The organism is Shewanella sp., assembly GCF_047975355.1.
Taxonomy (GTDB): Bacteria; Pseudomonadota; Gammaproteobacteria; order Enterobacterales; family Shewanellaceae; genus Shewanella.
Window position 1 is genome coordinate 1 of sequence record NZ_JBKEDJ010000012.1, and the last position, 16847, is coordinate 16847.

Annotated in this window: 14 protein-coding genes; 8 read left to right on the forward strand and 6 right to left on the reverse strand. The window is 49.2% G+C overall.

The features are described 5' to 3' along the window. Window positions 1-89, forward strand: an 89-nt coding sequence (locus ACK5NH_RS05115; RefSeq protein WP_416918108.1) for a LysM peptidoglycan-binding domain-containing protein, incomplete at its 5' end; no start/stop codon positions are given. Between the two features lie 64 nt (window positions 90-153). On the opposite strand, the gene ACK5NH_RS05120 is transcribed toward ACK5NH_RS05115, so the two are convergent. The 5 genes from ACK5NH_RS05120 to ACK5NH_RS05140 form a co-directional block, all read right to left on the reverse strand. Further along, window positions 154-1527, reverse strand: a complete 1374-nt coding sequence (locus ACK5NH_RS05120; RefSeq protein WP_416918085.1) for a DUF4397 domain-containing protein — start codon at window positions 1525-1527, stop codon at window positions 154-156. 466 nt (window positions 1528-1993) lie between these two features. Continuing rightward, a complete protein-coding gene (locus ACK5NH_RS05125; RefSeq protein ID WP_416918086.1) occupies window positions 1994-4825 on the reverse strand; it encodes a M16 family metallopeptidase in 2832 nt (943 codons plus the stop codon). Window positions 4826-5005: 180 nt separating this feature from the next. Continuing rightward, complete coding sequence (locus ACK5NH_RS05130; RefSeq protein ID WP_416918087.1) at window positions 5006-5569, reverse strand: imm11 family protein; 564 nt, start codon at window positions 5567-5569, stop codon at window positions 5006-5008. Window positions 5570-5697: 128 nt separating this feature from the next. Further along, window positions 5698-6393, reverse strand: a complete 696-nt coding sequence (gene ssb / locus ACK5NH_RS05135; protein WP_089066894.1) for a single-stranded DNA-binding protein — start codon at window positions 6391-6393, stop codon at window positions 5698-5700. A 107-nt stretch (window positions 6394-6500) separates the two neighbouring features. Beyond that, a complete protein-coding gene (locus ACK5NH_RS05140) occupies window positions 6501-7868 on the reverse strand; it encodes an MFS transporter (protein WP_416918088.1) in 1368 nt (455 codons plus the stop codon). Between the two features lie 411 nt (window positions 7869-8279). On the opposite strand from ACK5NH_RS05140, the gene uvrA reads away from it, so the two are divergent. From uvrA to ACK5NH_RS05175, 7 genes are all read left to right on the forward strand, one after another. Beyond that, entirely contained in the window at window positions 8280-11132 is a 2853-nt protein-coding gene (gene uvrA / locus ACK5NH_RS05145; protein WP_416918089.1) for an excinuclease ABC subunit UvrA, read from the forward strand. A gap of 108 nt (window positions 11133-11240) precedes the next feature. Then, window positions 11241-11582 (forward strand): hypothetical protein, encoded by a 342-nt coding sequence (locus ACK5NH_RS05150; RefSeq protein WP_416918090.1) that lies wholly within the window; start codon window positions 11241-11243, stop codon window positions 11580-11582. A gap of 83 nt (window positions 11583-11665) precedes the next feature. Then, window positions 11666-12706, forward strand: coding sequence for a M28 family peptidase (locus ACK5NH_RS05155; protein WP_416918091.1), 1041 nt, complete (start codon window positions 11666-11668; stop codon window positions 12704-12706). A 197-nt stretch (window positions 12707-12903) separates the two neighbouring features. After that, a complete protein-coding gene (locus ACK5NH_RS05160) occupies window positions 12904-14772 on the forward strand; it encodes a DEAD/DEAH box helicase (protein ID WP_416918092.1) in 1869 nt (622 codons plus the stop codon). Between the two features lie 168 nt (window positions 14773-14940). Then, on the forward strand, window positions 14941-15096 hold the full coding sequence (locus ACK5NH_RS05165) for a hypothetical protein (RefSeq protein ID WP_249556268.1): 156 nt from the start codon (window positions 14941-14943) through the stop codon (window positions 15094-15096). Between the two features lie 67 nt (window positions 15097-15163). Next, complete coding sequence (locus ACK5NH_RS05170; RefSeq protein ID WP_416918093.1) at window positions 15164-15523, forward strand: hypothetical protein; 360 nt, start codon at window positions 15164-15166, stop codon at window positions 15521-15523. Between the two features lie 141 nt (window positions 15524-15664). Then, window positions 15665-16177 carry a hypothetical protein gene (locus tag ACK5NH_RS05175; RefSeq protein ID WP_416918094.1) on the forward strand — a complete coding sequence of 171 codons (513 nt, stop codon included), beginning with the start codon at window positions 15665-15667 and terminating at the stop codon, window positions 16175-16177. 56 nt (window positions 16178-16233) lie between these two features. Here the strand turns inward: ACK5NH_RS05175 and ACK5NH_RS05180 are convergent, their stop codons facing one another. Continuing rightward, complete coding sequence (locus ACK5NH_RS05180) at window positions 16234-16842, reverse strand: HAD family hydrolase (protein ID WP_416918095.1); 609 nt, start codon at window positions 16840-16842, stop codon at window positions 16234-16236. Window positions 16843-16847 lie beyond the last annotated feature (5 nt).

Genomic DNA, 16847 nt, shown 5'->3' on the forward strand with positions numbered 1-16847 from the left:
AAGTGAAGCTCGCGGATTTAATGAAGTGGAACCAGCTCAATGCCAAGAGCATTATTAAGCCAGGCCAAGAGCTAAAACTGTCGGAATAAAGACGGTTAAGACGAAAAAGCACTACCAAGGTAGTGCTTTTTTATTGCCTAATCAATTTTGCGATTAAAGCTTAACGAGGTTATAGCCAAAGCTGGTTGTAGTGTCCTTGTTCAGCACCATAGTGACATTATCTTCGTTATTAAAATCCATCATCTCTGATGCATAAACCACTGTCTTAGTGCCATTTTCCACCGCAATCACCTTGATAGAATATTCCCCTTTTGGCACCACTAAGGACTGCGGCGCAGTAGGGTTAACCGCACTGATCTTATAGGCTGCGGTTTCAATGGTGTCGTTCGCCTTTAAGAAGTACAGCGTCAGATTACTCTTGTCGCCAAAACTGACGATATCAAACTTGAAGCTGTAGGGACTCGGCGTTTGCGTTTGCTTCATCTCCATCGCTTTCACTTGGCTACCTTCTTCGGTGGCTTGTTCGTAGATAAAGATGGTTTTGATCTCGTCCTGATTAAGGGTAATCAGCACATTATCGAGCAGTTTAGCTTGGCTAGTATGGTCAAACACGCTCACACCAAAGTCATTAAACTCAGCGCCTTGATAAGCTGTCACGCCAAAGGGAGCCACATTGCTAAATAGGGCTTCTTGCTTGTTGCTCACGACTTTGACATCGACATTGTGTGTTGCTAAACCATTGAATACCCTAAAATCGACACTGCTTTCGAGGGCTACATGGTTACGCACATTGGTGGTCGAATCCACGCTATCTAAGCTGATTTTGGCATCCGAAGCGCCAAAACTTTCCCGTAAAATCAACTTATAGGGCACCTTAGTCTTAAAGTTAATGCTTGCCGTGGTGTAGCTCACGTTAGTGGTTCCCGCGGGGGCGAGGTAAACCTTGTAATCCCCAGTGTCCAAAATCTGCGGTGTCGAAACTTCACCGTAGGCGACACTGCCTAGCATCACCGCATCGGCAAAGCTTTGATCGGCTTTGGCAATATAGGCATCATATGCCGGCGCATCCATCGCCGTATGGGCGATCAATAATTGCATTTTGCTCTTATCCGCTTCGGCATTTTGCTTATCTAACTCAGTGCGGGAGTAATTGATATTCAGCAGCGATGGCGAGGCAAAATCCCCATGTAAGACAAAGAAGTGATCCGTTGCGGTTTTTAAATCGATATCCTCTTTATAGAGCGAGATATCCTTATTCGACGCATCTTTCCCCATCACCTCGACGGCACTCACACCGGGTGTCGACGTGAACCTTGGCATGGCATCGGCGTAATTCACACTCTCGTAAGTTTTATCGCCAATCTTCAGTGCCGTTGCCGTACTCCCCACTGAAGCATTGTAGAATTGCACATAAGTATCGGTCTTCGAGGTGTCCTCATCCTTGTTGTTATCGGAGCCACCACAAGCGGTCACGCCCAAACAGGCGAAGGTCAAAACCGCGAATCCTTTTAGTTTATTGTTAAGCATCGTATCCCTCATTAGCAGACAAAAATTCAGTTCAGTCTACGCAGTTATACAATGACAACAACGGCAATTTCCACCTAAAACTCAAACAAATATTTCACAAACTCAAACACTTAACAAACATTTCAACAACACAGCCAAAGTTGATACAAATCACATTTTTAGCAGGATTTTTTGATACAAATTGCCCTGTCGCCACAGCTACTCATCTCCATCGCATCGGCTGGCGAGAGTCGCATTTAGGCGAAAATCCCCACAAAGGTTGTCCTACACCTCGCATTGCTCATCGACATGTTAATTACACAAATCGATATTGCAGATGCTAAAACCGACTCAATAAAAAAGCCCCCGTGATACTGAGATGACGGGGGCTGATTGGTTTAAGAAGCGACTTAGATTCGATAACCACAAGATGCCACGGCTTAGCGCCTAAAAGTCATAAGGCTTTATGGCGCCAAACCTTGGCTCATTACTGCGCCGTGGCGGGTGCAGGTAAGGTTTCGATAGTTAAGCGTTTATCATCCTTGAGGTATTTCTGCGCCAACTGGCTTAGCTCCGCAGGCTTAATTTGTTGCACCAGTGCCAATCGTTGGTTAAAGGCGCTAAAACGCTCCAGTTGGCTTTGGGCGGTTGAGGCTAAATCGAGCCAAAAGTTGTTACTTTGCGGCGCCATCTGCATCCACTCCAACACAGGTTGGCGGGCGCGATTGAGTAAATCCTCACTGATCCCCGAAGGCGCTTGGACTTGCTTCACTGCGGCGGCGTAATACTGAGCCACCTCAGGCAACATGGTCTTAGTTGTCACGCTAAATAAGCCAAGATAGCCATAACCCGTTGGATTTAAATCATTATATGAGAATGCCGAGGGGGAATAACTCGCGCCGGCTTTTTCACGCACGTTTTCGGTCAGCAAAATACTCAAAACCTGTTCGAGTAAGCCTAAACCGATCTGTTCACGAAGATTGCTCATATCCGTGGTGGGCCACACCTGCGCCAGCGCCGCCATATCGACCTGACCATAATGCATCAGGCTCATGTGTACTGGCACTTTGGGAAACACGGGCACAATCGTCTGTCCCTTAGGGATAGGCTGACGGGCAATGGCCCCTAAGGTTTGCGCCACTTCGGCAATCGCTTTGTCTTCATTCACATCGCCCACAATTGCCAGTTCAATCGCCCCCTGCTGCACGGCAGAATGGAAGCTAGGCGCGAGCTCAGCAAACTGACGCTTGAGGATTTCCTCTGGATTACCATAGCCATAGCGTTTATCCCCATTATGGGCAATACGGGCAAACTGGTTCGAAAACTCCAGTTGCGGATTGCTATGAATACTCTGTTGCTCGGCAATCACTTGCTCACGGAATAACTGCTCGGCTTGCTTATCCATACCTGGGTCAACTAAGTATGCCGTCAGCACACCTAATTGAGTGCGAAGCTCGGCAGCATTGGTACTGATCTCGCCGCCAAAACTCTGCTCGCGCAGACTCAAACTCACCGAGATATCTTGGCCAGCAAAAATATCGCGCATGCTGTCCCAGTCATGTAAACCTAAGCCGCCCTGCACAAAGGCGCTGTTAAACAGATAGGACAAACCGTCTAACTCGGGGAATGGCACCTCGCCAAAGCCGATGTTTAAGCTCACTAACGCCACGCCCTGATTAAAATCCGTTGGCTTGATATTAAGGCGTACACCATTGGCAAACTGTATCTTACGGATCCCTGTTGTGGCATCGCGCTGATCGGCAACGACCTGCCCCGGCTCACCAAATTGACTATAAGCAAACTCGGCAATGGCTTTGGTTTCAGGCGCTTTTACCGCTTGCTTTTGACTCGCGTTGTAGGCGGCTAATAGTTGTTTTTCAACATTATCAATGGGCTTATTACTGGTTAAATACAAATAAGGCGTGCCATTCCAAGTCTGTTTAAACAATTGCAGCAGTTTTTGCGGCGTGATACTCGGCATCAGTGTCTCAAACAATGCCAATTGCCACTCAGGCTCGACGGGCACCCGTCTGCTCGCTACGGCATTCACTAGGCTTTCGGCAATGTTCACGCTGTGAATAGTGTTGCTACCAGCAGCATTGAGCTGATAGCCCTTATGCATTCGTTTAAGTTGTTGCTCGATTTCCTGTTGGCTAAAGCCAAATTCAAGCGCCTGACGCAGGGTTTGCTCCAATAGCGCAATACCCTGTTGCCAGTTGTTTTCCTGCGTGCCCAGCGTCATTTGAGTGCCGTAGGCAATACCATACTCGGGGCCAATTTGCAGATTAACGCCGTACAGGCCTTGGCTGTGGAGTAATTGCGATTCTAGGCGACGATACAAAATACCATGGGCAAGCTCTAATAAAATCTCCTGCTCTCGCTGGGCAATGGTATCGGCTTTAGGCTGTTGAGGCTTTAACAACCCCAGAGAAACCGAGGTTTGCAGGCTTGGATCGAAGAAGGCGCTCGCCTCTATCTTAGATTTGGCTTGTACCACACCGATAGATTGCGCCTTTCCCCCTGCGGCCTGCGGCGCAGCTTGCCAGTCGGTAAATTGCTGTTTGATCTTTTGCTCGATACGGCCGACATCAATATCGCCCACCACAATTAAGGTGGTGCGGGACGGCGTGTAAAAACGTTGATAGAGGGATAATAACTTTTCACGATTCGCATTTTTAATGCTCGTCGCCTCCCCCACGGGGAAGCGCTGCGATAGCACTGTTTGTGGCATTAAAAAGGCTAACTGATGGCGATAGTTTTCTAAATCGGCGCTGCTACGCTCACGCAGTTCAGACAAGACCACAGCCTTTTCACGCTCGATAAGCGCGGGATCCAGCAACAGATTACCGGCGATTTCACGCATTAAAAACAAAGCAGTATCGACTTTATCTTGGCTATTGCTCGGTAGATTAAACTGATAAACCGTCTGCTGAAATTCAGTCACCGCATTGGTATCGGCCCCAAAACTTAAGCCTAAACGCTGTAGTGTCGGGATCATCTCCCCCGCCGCGAGCCCGGTAGAGCCATTAAATGCCATATGCTCTAAGAAATGCACCAGACCTTGCTCGGCATCCGTTTCCATCACAGATCCCACATCGACCCGCATACGGACGATCACGGCCTGTTCGGGAGTTTTGTTGTTTACCAACAGATAGTGCAACCCATTAGTCAGGGTGCCTGTGTGCACCCGTTGACTTAAGGGTAAATCGGCCGATTCAGGCCATAAAGGCGCTTCAACCGCCCTTAAGGGTAAGGCCACGCTGATAAATAGTAGCCATAGCCACAGGTGTTTAAACTGGATTCGCTTGAAATGATTCATAAAAATTCATTTTCTCCCACCAATTGGGTTGATTAACCGGAGAAAATGCTTACCTCAGTACTGATAAATTGACTTTTTACTATAGCCGCTAAAAGGCTTTAAGTCACAAAATCAATACCTTACACCGTACCAAAAGCAATTATCACCTTGATATTTAGCACAATATCTTTAGAAATAATCTCACCAAAATCTCGAACCAAATGCCTCGTCCAGCGGCACACACTCTACGCCCCGAAGCGGCTGACACAGATCGCGAATAGTTTGATTCACTATGATATAAGCCAGTTTTTCCTGTAGTGAAAATATCGACGCTCCCTCCACCTTGCTGGCATCAATCACTAAAGTCTGGATTTGGAGTGACTGACATTCACCATAGCGGCGATAACTGACTTGCGAGCGACTCATATCGATACAGGCGAAACGCTTAAGCACCTTCATCGCATAAAATTGATGATTGATATCTCCGCTGTTATCACGAATTTCAGCAGGGATAAACTGGACTTCTTTGTCGCTAACTGCACGAAATTGCTCGACAAATAGTGAGCTGACAAGGGGAAGGCCTATGGTAGGTAAAATGTCGTACTGGGTAATCGCCTCATCAAGCACATCCACCTCATAGTAAAGGGGTGTTACACCATTCAAAGGCTTAGTAAAACTATCAATATAGGGCTGCTCATTCTGCTCCGAATACACAAAATAAACATCCCTGTGATAGAAAGCATCCAACTCAAAAAATGGTTCCATCTCTACATCCTGTAAATGGTTTGAAAGTAACTCAACGTTTTGCTATCGACGGAAAAATTGCAATTAAAACAAAGCCCCGTAAACGGGGCCTTGTGTTTGAATCTTAGCGCTATGCTAGATAATCAAGCTTAAAACGGGATATCGTCGTCCCAACCATCATCCAAATCTGGAGTGAAGTTTTGTTGTGGTTGTGGCGCTGGGCGTTGTGCAGGTGCCGCTGGTGCTTGATACGCTGGAGCAGCAGGCTTAGGCGCATAACCACCTTGCTGTGGCTGAGCATGGGATTGCTGTTGCTGACCATAGCTTTGCTGAGCAGGCTGCTGATTGTAGCCAGATTGTGGCTGCTGTGCAGGTGCTTGGTAACTTTGCTGTGCTGGCGCGTATTGGTTTTGCGCTGGCGCAGTTTGAGCCGGAGCCGCTTGGTAACCCGCGTTTTGTTGCATGCCACCCATAGGAGCACCTTGACTTTGGCCTTGATTGCGACCACCTAACATTTGCATGCTACCGCTTTGGTCGATAACCACTTCAGTGCTGTAACGATCTTGACCGCTTTGGTCTTTCCACTTACGGGTTTGCAGTTTACCTTCGAGGTAAACCTGTGAACCTTTACGCAGGTACTCACCCGTAATTTCAGCCAACTTGCCAAACAGAACCACACGGTGCCATTCAGTACGCTCTTGCTGTTGACCTTGTTGGTCTTTCCACGATTCGCTGGTCGCTACTGTGATGTTAGCGACTGCGTTACCGTTTGGCATGTAACGTACTTCTGGATCTTGTCCCAAATTGCCAACCAAAATTACCTTGTTAACACCACGACTGGCCATTGAAATCTCCTGCGATTCTTTAAATAATCTATTAATTCAGTATGTTGTTTATAATTGTTGCCGCAAGGGAAAATCCGCTTCCCTAAAACTCGCGGCAATAACACATATTATTGAGCAGAGCCTAACACAGCTCGGGCTTCTCTTAAATCGAAATGCTCATCAACTTTGAGGTAAGCAACTTTCTCATCTAGCACCACAATCGCTTCAACCACACCCATCAATTGTGACAGCTGCGACGCCATATCCCGCGCTTGGGCCTTATCTTTCACGGCAGCTTCTAAGGTGTAACTCTTAAGCAGCACAGGATTTTTCATCCCTAGGGTCAATAATAACCAAACGCCCATCAATACCAGCGCGACGATAAACACGCCCACGGCGCCGACTAATTGGAACGCACCACCACCGAGCATACCGCCACAAAATGCGCCTAAGAATTGGCTAGTCGAATAAACCCCCATGGCCGAGCCTTTTTCGCCTACGGGGCAGAATTTCGCAATCAAACTCGGCAGCGACGCCTCAAGGTAGTTAAAGCCGGTAAAAAACAGCAGCACTGCCACGCTCAATACCCAGAGGTTGTTGGAAAAAATCGCCATGGTCGCGAGGGAAAACATCATGATTACTAAGGCAATTTGGAACATTGCCTTAGTATTCTTACGCTTCACCCCGATGATGATTAACGGCACCATCAAGAAGAATGCGCCCACAAACGCGGGAAAATACAGCATCCAATGTTTTTCTTTTACCAGGCCCGCATCGACTAAATCGAGCGGCAAGGCGACAAACACTGCGGTTAACACTAAGTGCAGAATAAAAATTCCCGCATCGAGCCTAAACAGCTGCGGATCGGTCAACATGCGTTTGAGCTTAGCGGGCGCAGCTAAGGTATCGCCCTTAGGTGCATGGGAAATCGGATTCGGCACCAATAGCTGGACAATCAACATACCGAGCACCGCAAGGCCAGCGGTTAGCAGGAATAAACCCGATAAGCCTAAATGCTGCGCCACAATTGGGCCGACGAGTAACGACAGGGCAAAGGAGCCGCCGATACACATGCCGATAATGGCCATCACCTTAGTACGCTGCTCATCTCGAGTTAAATCCGCCGCTAAGGCCAACACGGCGGCGGCAATCGCCCCCATACCTTGCACGGCGCGGCCAAATACCACACCGTAAATGGTATCGGCATTGGCGGCAATTAAGCTGCCGATGGCAAATAATACCAGGCCGGCGAGGATGACAGGTTTACGACCATACTTGTCGGATAAAATCCCCATAGGGATCTGCAAAACGGCCTGAGTCAAGCCATAGGCACCAATAGCAATCCCCACCCAAAGGGGAGAAAAACCTTCTAAATGCTGACCATAGAGTGCAAAGACGGGCATGATCATAAACAAGCCCATCATACGTAAACCAAATACGCTGGCTAAAGAAAACGCGACTTTTTTCTCGGTTCCTGAAAGTCCGTTGTTACCCATGATTTTGCCCTGGATTGAAGTCTTTTAGGGGGCGCATGTTAACACACCCAAAAGCGTTTGCTCAAAAGGAAAAACCGCCCACGCCAATAGTGTAAAACAGCGGATTTTGCCCCGCGCCAATACTGATGCGCGCACCTTAGCGTAAGCTTAGGCCTTTATTTTTAAGGCTTATCTAAAAGACTATTGACTACAAATAGTTAACTCGATGCTTACAGAACTTGGGTAAGTTCAAAGCCGATAGACGGATTAATCTTAGTTAATCCACTAACTGCATCACCTTTATAAGCCTGCAACTCGCCCCACAGCCGCCCCCATTTGGTATGTCAGCAAGATCACAGAATCGACTAAACTCGGCCGCCGAACTGTGCGATACTTAGGCTCATTTTTTTAAGCATAAGACTTGAGCGATAGATGGATAAGATTGAAATACGCGGCGCACGGACCCACAATCTCAAAAATATCAACCTGACTATCCCAAGGGATAAGTTAATCGTTATCACAGGGTTATCCGGTTCAGGCAAATCTTCCCTAGCATTTGATACCTTATATGCCGAAGGCCAACGACGTTACGTTGAGTCTCTTTCTGCCTATGCCCGCCAATTCTTAAGCTTGATGGAAAAGCCCGATGTCGACCATATCGAAGGCTTGAGCCCGGCGATTTCCATCGAACAAAAATCGACGTCCCATAACCCGCGCTCCACCGTCGGGACGATCACCGAAATTTACGACTATCTGCGTCTGTTGTTTGCCCGAGTGGGCGAACCGCGCTGCCCGACTCACGGCCAACCGCTTGCGGCGCAAACCGTGAGTCAGATGGTCGATAAAGTGCTAGAAATGCCCGAAGACAGCCGCTTAATGCTGCTGGCGCCCGTGGTCAACGGTCGTAAGGGGGAGCACGTAAAATTACTCGAGGGCTTATCGGCGCAGGGTTATATCCGCGCCCGTATCGATGGTGAAGTCTGCGACTTAACCGATCCGCCAACCCTCGACTTACACGTTAAACACACTATCGAAGTGGTGGTCGATCGCTTTAAAGTCCGCAGCGATATCCAGCAGCGTCTCGCCGAATCCTTTGAAACTGCGCTCGAACTCTCCGGCGGGATTGCCGTGGTTGCCAGCATGGATGAAGGCAGTACAGAAGAATTAATCTTCTCCGCCAACTTCGCTTGCCCGCACTGCGGTTATTCGATGGCCGAGCTTGAGCCAAGGATTTTCTCCTTTAACAACCCGGCGGGCGCTTGCCCCACCTGTGATGGTCTAGGGGTACAACAATTTTTCGACCCCGATAGAGTGATCACGAATCCTGAGCTATCCCTCGCAGGCGGCGCGATTCGCGGCTGGGATAGACGTAACTTCTATTACTTCCAAATGCTGAGTTCGCTCGCCGACCACTATAAGTTCGATGTCGAAGTCCCCTTCGAGCAGCTGTCAGATAAAGTGAGGAAAATTGTCCTCTACGGCTCAGGCAAAGACAGCATCGCCTTCAAATACATCAACGACCGTGGTGATGTGGTGGTGCGCACTCATCCCTTCGAAGGCATTTTAAATAATATGGACAGGCGCTACCGCGAGACCGAAAGCAATGCGGTGCGCGAAGAATTAGCCAAGTTTATCAACACTCAAGCCTGTCAAAGCTGCGGCGGCTCGCGCCTGCGTGAGGAAGCCCGCAACGTGTTTATTGGCGATCTTAATCTGCCAAAACTCACCGTTTGGTCAATTGGTGAAGCCCTAGATTATTTCGACAAACTCGAGTTCAACGGCCAAAAGGCGCAGATCGCCGAGAAGGTACTCAAGGAAGTGCGCGATCGTCTAGGCTTCCTCGTCAATGTCGGCCTTAACTATTTAAGCCTGTCTCGTTCGGCAGAAACCCTCTCCGGCGGTGAAGCACAGCGTATTCGCCTCGCCAGCCAGATCGGTGCGGGTTTAGTCGGCGTGATGTATGTACTCGACGAACCTTCTATCGGGTTGCACCAGCGGGATAACGAGCGGTTATTGCAGACCTTAATCCACCTGCGGGATTTAGGTAACACTGTGATTGTGGTGGAGCACGACGAAGATGCGATTCGCATTGCGGATCATATTATCGATATCGGCCCAGGCGCTGGCGTACACGGCGGTGAAGTGATTTGCGACGGCCCGATTGAGAAAATTGTCGCCTGCGACGAGTCTGTGACTGGTCAATATATTTCGGGTAAACGCAATATCCATATCAACACCCCACGTACGCCCTTCAATCCTAAACAAGTGATTGAGCTTTATGGCGCCCGCGGCAACAACCTGCGCAATGTGGATTTAACGATCCCTGTAGGCCTGTTCACCTGCGTGACTGGGGTGTCAGGCTCGGGTAAATCGACGCTGATTAACGACACTTTCTTCAAGATTGCCCATAAGCTATTGAACGGCGCCACTGTCGATGAACCTGCGCCCTACGATCGCATTGTCGGTATGGAACAGTGCGATAAAGTAGTCGATATCGACCAAAGCCCGATTGGCCGTACGCCACGCTCTAACCCCGCCACTTATACTGGCATCTTTACGCCTATTCGGGAGATTTTTGCCGGAACGCAGGAATCCCGTACCCGTGGTTATCAAGTGGGTCGTTTCTCCTTTAACGTGAAAGGCGGTCGCTGTGAGGCCTGTCAGGGCGATGGGTTAATTAAGGTTGAAATGCACTTCCTGCCCGATGTGTATGTGCCCTGCGATGCCTGTAAGGGTAAACGCTATAACCGAGAAACCCTAGAGGTGCGCTACAAGGGCAAGAACATCCATGAAGTGCTGCAAATGACAGTGGAAGATGCGCGGGAGTTTTTCGATGCTGTGCCTGCGATTGCCCGCAAGTTGCAGACCCTGATGGATGTGGGTTTGTCCTACGTGCGTTTAGGCCAGAGCGCGACCACACTGTCGGGCGGTGAAGCCCAGCGGGTGAAACTCGCGAAGGAGCTCTCTAAGCGCGATACGGGTAAGACCTTGTATATTTTGGATGAACCGACAATGGGTCTGCACTTTGCCGATATCCAATTGCTGCTCGATGTACTGCAACGCCTCAAATCCCACGGTAATACTATTGTGGTGATTGAGCATAACTTGGATGTGATTAAAACCGCAGACTGGATTATCGACTTAGGCCCCGAGGGCGGCGGTGGTGGCGGTACTATCCTAGCAACAGGTACGCCAGAAGAAGTGGCGCAGCATCCAACGTCCCATACCGCGCGCTTCCTTAAGCCGCTGCTGGAGCGGGATGCTAAGCTAGCCAAGCAGTCATAGCGATAAGATTAACAGCGCCTTGGTATCACCAAGGCGCTGTTAATAACTCCTGCCCTGTATAATAACTTTCTAAAAACGCGCCATTCGCCCTTATCAATCGAGGAGAACATGTTGCCAACGCATCCCCCGAGTTTGACGAGCTTAAGTCGCGCTAATGTATTGCTGATTGCCTGCTTGGGGTTAACGCTTGTGGCGCTGGTTATTGCCGCTGTCGATCCGCTTATCGGTCAACCCACACATTTACAGGTGACAGTGTTAGACAGCTCAGCCAATAGTAGCCTGCTCGCCTTGCCCGATGGCCGGATCACCACCTTAGATCAAGGCGGTCTCACCAAAAACGCCCAAGTCACTATTTGCTCACGTACCCATTTAGTCTCTGGCTTGGAGCACTTTAATTTGAACCATCATCAAGAGGCGACACTCTCCCCCGAAATCCGTGTCTTAGACTAATTCAGCATTACGGCCAATGCAGCCAAGCTAAATCCCTGTTAGGCTTAGGATTGATCATCCTATTGCCAACCTTAAGGATAGCCATGGGCAATTTGGCGCACCCACTCACAGCAACCACTCGCCCTCAGTCTCACCACATAGGCTTGAGCATATTGCGCCTGTCTATCCTTAGCTTGTGTTTGGGCCTTACGGCCTGTGCCAATCAACCAGCAGAATACACTTGCTCACCTGAGGTGATTCGATTGAATTGGGCCTCGCCCGCAGATATTAAGCAAACGGTAGCAACACTCAGCGCCGCAGAATTAATGGGGCGTAAAACCCAAACAGAAGGCGCCGCCAAGACACGCGATTATTTAAATAGCCAGTTTCAACAACTTGGGCTTACTCCTTGGGGAGAGACTTTCGAGGTGCCCTTCGAATATGCCACGCTTTTTAGCCAAGAGACGGGAAGCAATATGGTGGCGTTAATCCCCGCACGCCAACCCACCAATCGATGGCGCATTGCGGTGGCTCACTACGATCATCTCGGCATGACTGGCAGCAAGATTTACCACGGCGCCGATGATAACGCCTCAGGTGTTGCCGCCCTGTTGGCTCTGGCCGCCCACTGGCAAGCGCAGCTAAGCGCCGCCCCCGATTTGCTGCCCAACATTAATTTAATGTTTGTCGCCACCGATGCCGAAGAGCCGGGGCTGTATGGCAGTACGGCCCTCGTCGAACAACTCAAGCAACGAATGCCCGAGGCGCAATTTGAACTGATGCTCAATCTCGATATGATCGGCCACCCTAGCCGCCCCTATGCCATTTACCTCGAGGGCAGCCGCAACTTTTACCAATTTCCCCAATTTAGGCCCATGCTAAACGCGGCTAATCGCCTCTGTATCAAGTTGAGCCATCCTAAACCTGTGGGCAGAAGCATCCAAAGCACGGATTGGCTGAGAGCCTCGGATCATTATCCTTTCCATAAAGCTAAGATCCCTTGGCTCTACTTTGGCGTTCCGACTCATCCGCAATACCATACCCCCGAAGATACCCCCGACACTTTGGACTATGTGTTTCTCGCGGCGGTGACGGAATCCGCCTTCGAAATCCTACGACTCAATGGCGACTTTTTGAAAAATTAATCGAAGTGGCGCGTTTCTTGCTCAGTTTTGGCAAAAAAATCCACGCAAAACCCTGTATTTATCCGAGAGTCACTTGGTAAAGCGGCTAAAATGCTGCTATAATCTGGCGTTTTCGGTGCGGGAAATCGACACGGGGTTGATTTTCTGTCTGTGAAACTTAAGCGCCAATCCGGGCGCATCCACAAGGCTACAACCCAATGTCATCCAGTGAAAGAACTTTCCGTGAACTCGGCTTGTCCGAGAATTTGTTGCGTGCTCTTGACGAGCTAGGTTACGAAAAACCAACGCCAATCCAATCAGCCAGTATTGACCCATTAATGGCTGGCAAAGATATTTTAGGTCAGGCACAAACAGGTACAGGTAAAACTGGCGCCTTCGCTCTGCCACTGCTCAACAAAGTGACCAGCCAAGCTGTTCCACAAATCTTAGTATTAGCGCCAACCCGCGAATTAGCAGTGCAAGTGGCTGAAGCATTCAGCAGCTACGCTAAATTTATGAAAGGTTTCCATGTACTGCCAATCTATGGCGGTCAAAGCATGCACCAGCAATTAAACGCCCTTAAGCGTGGTCCACAGGTTATCGTGGGTACTCCGGGTCGTGTTATGGACCATATGCGCCGTGGCACCTTAAAGCTGGACACTCTGCAAGCCTTAGTGCTCGACGAAGCCGACGAAATGTTAAAGATGGGCTTTATCGACGATATCGAGTGGATCCTGGAACACACGCCAGTTGAGCGTCAACTCGCCCTGTTCTCGGCCACTATGCCAGAACAAATCAAGCGCGTTGCCAACAAGCATTTAAAAGATGCGACTAACATCAGCATTGCTGCGAGCCACACTACCGTTGACTCTATCGAGCAACGTTTCGTGCAAGTGTCTCAGCACAACAAGTTAGAAGCCTTAGTTCGCGTATTAGAAGTTGAAAATACTGAAGGTATCATCATCTTCGTTCGTACCCGTAACTCATGCGTTGAATTAGCAGAAAAACTCGAAGCCCGTGGCTACGCCTCATCACCACTGCACGGTGATATGAACCAGCAAGCCCGTGAGCGCGCTGTTGAGCAGCTGAAAAGCGGCAAGCTAGACATTCTGATCGCGACCGACGTTGCGGCCCGTGGTCTGGACGTTGAGCGTATCGGCCACGTAGTTAACTACGATATTCCGTACGACACAGAAGCTTACGTTCACCGTATCGGTCGTACTGGCCGTGCTGGTCGTACTGGTATGGCGATTTTGTTCGTGACCAGCCGCGAAATGCGTATGCTGCGCACTATCGAGCGCGCAACTAACAGCCGTATTTCGCCAATGAAAGTGCCAAGCCCAGAGACTGTTGCAGAACGTCGTTTGTCACGTTTAGGTGAGCAATTAGCGCAAACCATGACGCAAGATCTGGACTTTATGCGCGAAGCAGTTGCCCAGTTATGTCAACAACTCGAAGTGGATACCGATCTGCTGGCTGCTGCTCTGCTGCACCAAGTTCAGCAAGAGCGCCCACTGCAATTACCAGCGATTCAAGAGCGTGCCCGCGATGAACGCAGTGAGCGTAGCGAACGTGGTGCTGACCGTGGCGAGCGCGGTGAACGTCGCAGCCGTGAATCACGCCCACTGCCAGCCAGCCTTGGCAGCGCTGAAGCGTTAAAAGACAACCCAGATCTGAAGATGTGCCGTTATGTTATCGACGTAGGTCGTGACAATGGCGTGGGTGTAGGCAACATCGTTGGCGCTATTGCAAACGAAGCTAACATCGATAGCCGTTACATTGGTGCCATCCAGTTATACGATGCTGTGACTACCGTTGACCTGCCTGATGGCATGCCAAAAGAAGTGTTGCAACACCTGAAAAAAGTACGTGTATGTGGCAAGCCACTGAATATCCGTGAAGCCGGCGATCAAGTCTTCGTAGACTCTGGCCGTGGCGCACGTAGCGACCGCCGTCCACGTGGTGATCGTCCAATGGGTGAGCGTAAACCACGTTCAGCCTCTGGTGACAAACCATTTGCTGACCGCAAACCACGCTCAGACAAGCCAGCAGGCGAGCGTAGACCACGTAAACCACGCGAAGAGTAATCGCCAAACCTAAGCCGTTAGGTTAAGCAGATTTAAACAAACGCATTAAAAAAGGAGCCTAGGCTCCTTTTTTGTTATCTTAAAATCGCTCCCGCTCAAACTTCACTGGCCAGTTGATATTTCGAGCAGGTATAGTCAATAGATGGATGCCTAACTTAAGGACACTAAATGGATTTTTTAGCGCTGATCATTTACCCATTTATCTCATCACTGCCCGAGCTAGCTAAGTCATGCAGTGAAGATAAAACCTTATTAATCATGGTACTTGTCGGTTGTACTCTGTTTGCAGGCTTTATTGGAATGTTAGTCGCCATGGCAAATTAACTTGCACTTAAGCCAATAAGTCTATTAGTGTCGCCTTAGTCTTTAGCAACGCAATTAGTGTATTTCGATGAAAAAAGCCCTCACCGCTGGCCTGCTATCCGCCTTTATCGCCCCCGGCAGCGGCCACTTTTACCTTAAACATAAACGTTCGGCGCTGGTGTTTTTCAGCTTAGCAGTCATCAGCCTTATGCTGCTCCTCATGCAAATCTATCAAGTGGCACAAGTGATCGCCTTAGAGATCCAAAATGGCACCTTACCCCTAGATGTCGGGGTGATATCCGCCGAAATCACCCAACAAACCCAAACTACCATGGCCAATGCCAATAAGTTGCTCTATGGCTTTTTGCTCTGCTGGTTAGTGGCATTGCTCGACAGTATTCGCCTTGGGCTCAAGCAAGATAAGCAGGATACACAAAGCAACCGCTAAATATCTTCTGACTCTTAGCGAGGCCGTAGCGACAAAAGCGATTTTGATATTGACCGAACATTTTTAATCAATTGAAATATATGATATTAGCTTTTAACGGCTGCGGTAATAACACCATAAACAGTCAAGATGGATGACGATATGTTAGACAATGAAGAACACAATTTTATTCTAAATAAAGTGTCACAACCCGTGATTAGCATTGCCCGCGAGGTTAATTTTGCCGAGCGCTATGCCTCCATGTTAGCGCGCTTTCCTAAGCTCCCTGGCGATTTTAATCCTAAGGTGCCGTCGGAGCGTCAACAGGCGCTGGTTGCCCAGTTCCCTTACCCGATCCGCTTTTACACAAGTGAGGGGGGATATTACAAGCTAAATGCGAAAATGTTCGCCTACCCACATATGACGCTTATGATGGAGATGCGGCAGTGGGTAGTGTTTAACTTTAACCTATGGCGTGAAGATAAGCGCATCGGTGGCGGTTCTTATCAAGAGATTGCCGTGGCAGAGCGGTTAGCACGAGGTGAAGAGATTGACTGGGATAACGACTGGCGTACACAAAACCAGCCATGGTGCTATAACGAAGATCAATTACAGACGGTGCTAACAGAAAGCTTTGCCCTATTTGATGACCTTTGTAAGCAATTACCTAAGTAGTTGTTTGAATTAATTGAGATATAGGCGGCTAAACAGGTTAACCGCCAAGGCATAAATTATTTAGGCCATGCTTGAATCAGGCTATGGTAGCAAGAGACCAGTAAATCCGCCGCTTGGGCATAGTCCGGCACCTCTTCTGGGCAATAGAGGGCGCAGCGACTACCGGCATTCTGTGCGGTTTGCAGATCGAATAGGTAATCCCCCACATACAAGATATCCGCCGGACTCAACTGCCATTGCTCGCAAATCAAGTGGATCCCCTGCGGATGAGGTTTAGGCTCGGCATCGTAACGGGTCAACACTAAAGGGATATCAATACCGAGTTTTTCGATGGTGATTTTGGCCGCCTCGGGCATATTGCGGGTCAAAATCGCCAGAGGCAGTTGCCGCATCTTTAAAGACGCAATCAGCTCCTGCGCCCCTTCAATCCAGCTCGCCTGACGCGAACTTTCCAGCTCATAGTCATGGACAATTTCCAGCGCCTGCATCTTAGCCATAGTGGTCTCAAGGCTATGTATATGTTCGAGAATATCGGTACCCGAACCAATACCTAATGCCGCTCTTAACCCTTTAAAGTCAGGGTTTGAATGGGCAAGCGTGCCGTCGAGGTCGAAGATCACCCCGCGGATCTGTTCTAATTCAATATCGGTCAGGCGTGTGATCACTCGGG